Genomic DNA, 3,669 nt, shown 5'->3' on the forward strand with positions numbered 1-3,669 from the left:
CTGGCAGTGCTGGAAGGGGGCGAGGATGAGTAAGAACCCGACCCGCGGCTATATCCGCTGTACGGTGCCTGACTGTGGCGAGGTCTGCACGGTGCATATGACCGGGGAGCACCGCCTGATGGAATCCGGCGAGCCGCCGAAGAACCCCCGCAATATCGGCAAACTCTATTACCGTTGCCCGCGTTGCGGGAACAGCACAAACAGCACGTCAATGCATGAGCACATTGAAAAGCACAAGGTAGACACGGTTCAGGCGCTGGGTAACGCGCCTGTTCAAACCGTTCAGGAACCTGTTAGTGAACCCGTTCAAAGCGTTAGCCAGAGCGTTACCCAAACCAGTGAGGACGGGTTTCCAGCGTTAACGGAACCGGAGAAAGCCCCCGCGCAAGATGTCCCGAAAATAGCATGGAAAACCCTGTATCCGTGGTTAGTCGGGTTATTTGTACTGGTAATGATTTTAATTGGTCTGTGTAAAGGTAAAAAAGATGACAGCAACAGCGGAAAACTTGCAGCAAATTGAGGCGTTTGACCTCGTAGAAGAACAGCCCCAGGCGGATGACTGGGCGGACTGGGGTGCAGCGATTCAGCAACTTGAATCTCAGGAAGTACCAGAGCCGGATGACAACGCCATGGCGCAAGACGCCGCCAACGATGAAGACGCGGCAGAAGCCGCGGTTGATTTGCTGGACTTGGGCTTTGTCCTGTCAGAGCAGGCGATCACCTTCGCTATCGGTCTGGACTTTGAATATGACGAGAAAGCCAAGGCCAAGGTATTAAAAGCCGCCGGGCCACTGATGCAAAAGCACGGGGCAACGTGGTTGAACTGGCTCGGCCAATACAAGGAAGAGATCATGTTTTTGGTGGCCGTTGTCGGTCTGGGCGGCGTCACGGCCCGTCAGGTGAAAGGACTCAGGGCTGAGAAGCGCGCCCAACTGGCAGAAGAGAAAGCACAGCAGGAGGTGGACAATGGCGAAAAAGCCAACCCTGAACCTGCCGCGGCCTAAGAATTCCAACACCCATCTTGACCCGTTGCACCGGGTGATTATCGGCGGTACGGGCAGCGGTAAAACCTCACTGGTCAAGCATGCAAAATTCATCACCGCCAAGGCACAGGCGGTGTTCTTTGACCCTTACGAAAACTACGCCGGGAAACCCTTTCAGGGCCAGCAGGTCAGAGGCTTCCACTCGAAGGCGGATTTTCTCAAAGCGCTGGTCAAAGCCCGGCAGGGAAACAGCGCCTTTAAAATTGCTTATATCCCGGCTGACTTGGTGTTTGAGGAGCTGGAATTTTTCTCAGCCGCGGCGTGGTCGGTGCTGGATGGCCGCAAAGCCCCGCTGGAAATCTGCATCGAAGAACTGGCGTCCTGCTCGCCCACGTCCGGCACCCTGAAAGGGAAAACCGGGGAGCTGCTGCGCGGTGCCCGCCAGTATGGCGGCATCGTGACCACCGTGTTTCAGCGCGGGCAGGAAGTGCCGAAAACCATCACCACCCAGTCACCGACTTGGTATTTGTGCGCGGTCAATTCAATGAACGATGCCAAGTATCTGTCTGATGCGAAATCCGTGCCGGTGGCAGACATTGCCGCCTTGCGCTCGGCCAAGATGAACAAGCTGGAAATCAACAAGCCGATCGCGGATTTCATCCACGTCGAGGACGGCGTGGGGAACTATCAGAAAGGGGCGCTGAACTGCCAGACAGGCCGCAAAGTGGCCCTGAGCTACCGGAAAAACAGCAAAAAATCAGCGTGATGCCCGTCACGTTTAAACCTATAGGTTACCCGCCTAACCTATAGGTTTCTCCTCATTTCCAACCTGCCTAAAAGTCGTTTTCATAGCACCACCTTAACGGTTCAACCAACAACACAAAGGAACGCTATGAAGAAAGAGCACAAAGTCATGCTGATCACTGTGGTGGTCACTTTGCTGATCATTGCAGTGATTAACAATGTGTCTTCACTGAAGACGCTGAAAGAAACAATTTACGGCGACGGGTGGTTTTAATCATGAATGTAGTAGCAGTAACGCCAGAAGCGCAGGCGCAAGCCCTAGCGAATTACAAATACGAAGGGGTGAAACAGCTCAAACTGTCGAGCTTTAGCGGCGTGACTTATAACGGTCGTTCAACGCTGACTATCCCGACAGGCCAGACGTTTGACTCGTTCATGTTTAACACCAACCTGCCGCTTGAACGGCTGGAAATCACGTTCCGCCTGAACAGTAACGCGTTTATCAGCGGTATTCCGGCGACCTTCTTCCGTACGCTGGAGCAGTACAAACAACTGGATGTGCCCGCGGCGCTCGCCCCGCAGGGTGAGCAGGTCTTTATCGTGTCCTTTGCCGATTTGTCCCTGAAGCTCAAAGATGGCCAGCAACTGACCTCACTGGTCACCATGCTGGGCGAGTCACTACAGATTCAGGTCGACATTGCGGCCAAGCAGGACGGCGATCCAGAAAGCCCGACCCTTGAAGTCATTGCCGAAACCAACAAGCCGCAGGCACTGCGTATGTATCTGCCGCGTCTGGAGCGTTTGCAGATTGATATGCCCGCGCAGGGCACTAACACCTTTAACACCCTGCCGAACGACATGAAGCGCAGCATTCGCCGCATGCACTTCATGACGGATGCTATCGAAGAGCTGGAAATCAAGCGTGATGACAACGTGGCCTATGAAACCACCGCCTGGCGTGAACGTTACATGGCGAACCGTAACGATCTGATGTGGCAGGACGGCATGTTCCATCTGGACTTTCTGATGCGCGGCTTTATCCGCAATGAAATGTTCCCGACGGCCCGTGCCAAAGAGCTGCTGTTTACCTTCAAGACCCATAAGCCCGCGGGCAGCGTCACCGTGATTACTGAATATCTGGACGTTGAGCGCACGGCGGCACAGGTCAAGGGCTAAGGGGGCAACATGCTGGATTGGCTTAATGATGCGGTGGACAAAGGCAGTGAAATGCTGGGCGGGGCGTGGGAAGACACGACGGAGTTTGCGGGCGGTTGGTGGAATGATTACCTCGACAGCAAGCCGACACCGAACAGCACCCAAGACCCGAGCGCCAACGAAACGGGCAACACGGCGACAGTCACCCAGCAGCACCCCCAGTCTTTCCATTATGGCTGGATCATCGGCGGGGCGGTTGTCCTGCTGTTGGTCATCGTTTTGTTAATGCGGAGGTAATCAATGCCTTTAGTACCTCTCTTAATCGGCGGTGGTGTGTTGTGGGGCAGCGGTGCCCTTGTGGGCGGCTCCCTCGGCTATACCGCCGCAGACGGTACAAAGTATCTGAGTGCGGGTGTGATAGCCGTAGGCGTCATCGTGCTGATGCTGGCCTTTCTCTATTTTCGTAAGAAGGGGGCGTTGTGAGCGGATCATCTTCTGGCGGTTTAGCCAGTCTGGCCGGAACCGCCGCCGGGGCCAGTATGGGCTTTCCCGGCATGGATATGTCCGGGGCACTTGGTGCACTGGAGTCAGTGAGTGACAGCGGGCCAATGACCACCACTAACGGCCCGGTCGAAATGAACTTCGAGGCGGGGGGTGTGACCTTCGGGGCGAAAACCCCGAATTACACCCTAATAGTGGTGGCAATCGCGGCCATGGTGCTGCTGTTTTTCTACCTGAGGGGGCGCTGATATGGGCTTATTCAGTACGAAAAAGAGCGCAAACAGCA

At 55.3% G+C, this 3,669-nt stretch carries 8 protein-coding genes; all 8 read left to right on the forward strand.

Translation table 11 applies throughout. The annotated features are described in order from the left end of the window. Window positions 1–520 (forward strand): hypothetical protein (locus P0Y67_RS22400; RefSeq protein WP_446728872.1); only part of this gene is annotated, 520 nt, incomplete at its 5' end. Further along, on the forward strand, window positions 486–1,004 hold the full coding sequence (locus P0Y67_RS22405) for a hypothetical protein (protein WP_342393664.1): 519 nt from the start codon (window positions 486–488) through the stop codon (window positions 1,002–1,004). The genes P0Y67_RS22400 and P0Y67_RS22405, both read left to right, overlap by 35 nt. Further along, the gene (locus P0Y67_RS22410; RefSeq protein WP_342393665.1) at window positions 967–1,749 is read left to right on the forward strand and encodes a hypothetical protein; all 783 of its coding nucleotides are present in this window, start codon (window positions 967–969) and stop codon (window positions 1,747–1,749) included. The genes P0Y67_RS22405 and P0Y67_RS22410 overlap by 38 nt, the downstream gene beginning before the upstream one ends. Before the next feature lie 126 nt (window positions 1,750–1,875). Then, window positions 1,876–2,001 (forward strand): hypothetical protein, encoded by a 126-nt coding sequence (locus tag P0Y67_RS22415; protein WP_255558100.1) that lies wholly within the window; start codon window positions 1,876–1,878, stop codon window positions 1,999–2,001. Between the two features lie 2 nt (window positions 2,002–2,003). Continuing rightward, window positions 2,004–2,903, forward strand: a complete 900-nt coding sequence (locus P0Y67_RS22420) for a major capsid protein P2 (protein ID WP_342393666.1) — start codon at window positions 2,004–2,006, stop codon at window positions 2,901–2,903. A 9-nt stretch (window positions 2,904–2,912) separates the two neighbouring features. Next, on the forward strand, window positions 2,913–3,179 hold the full coding sequence (locus P0Y67_RS22425; protein WP_161442358.1) for a hypothetical protein: 267 nt from the start codon (window positions 2,913–2,915) through the stop codon (window positions 3,177–3,179). A 3-nt stretch (window positions 3,180–3,182) separates the two neighbouring features. Beyond that, window positions 3,183–3,365 (forward strand): hypothetical protein, encoded by a 183-nt coding sequence (locus P0Y67_RS22430; protein WP_342393667.1) that lies wholly within the window; start codon window positions 3,183–3,185, stop codon window positions 3,363–3,365. Next, a complete protein-coding gene (locus tag P0Y67_RS22435; protein ID WP_120513245.1) occupies window positions 3,362–3,631 on the forward strand; it encodes a hypothetical protein in 270 nt (89 codons plus the stop codon). Before P0Y67_RS22430 ends, P0Y67_RS22435 begins: the two co-directional genes overlap by 4 nt. Window positions 3,632–3,669: the final 38 nt, after the last annotated feature.

The sequence above is a fragment of the Photobacterium sp. SP02 genome (assembly GCF_038519165.1).
Classification (GTDB): Bacteria; Pseudomonadota; Gammaproteobacteria; order Enterobacterales; family Vibrionaceae; genus Photobacterium; species Photobacterium halotolerans.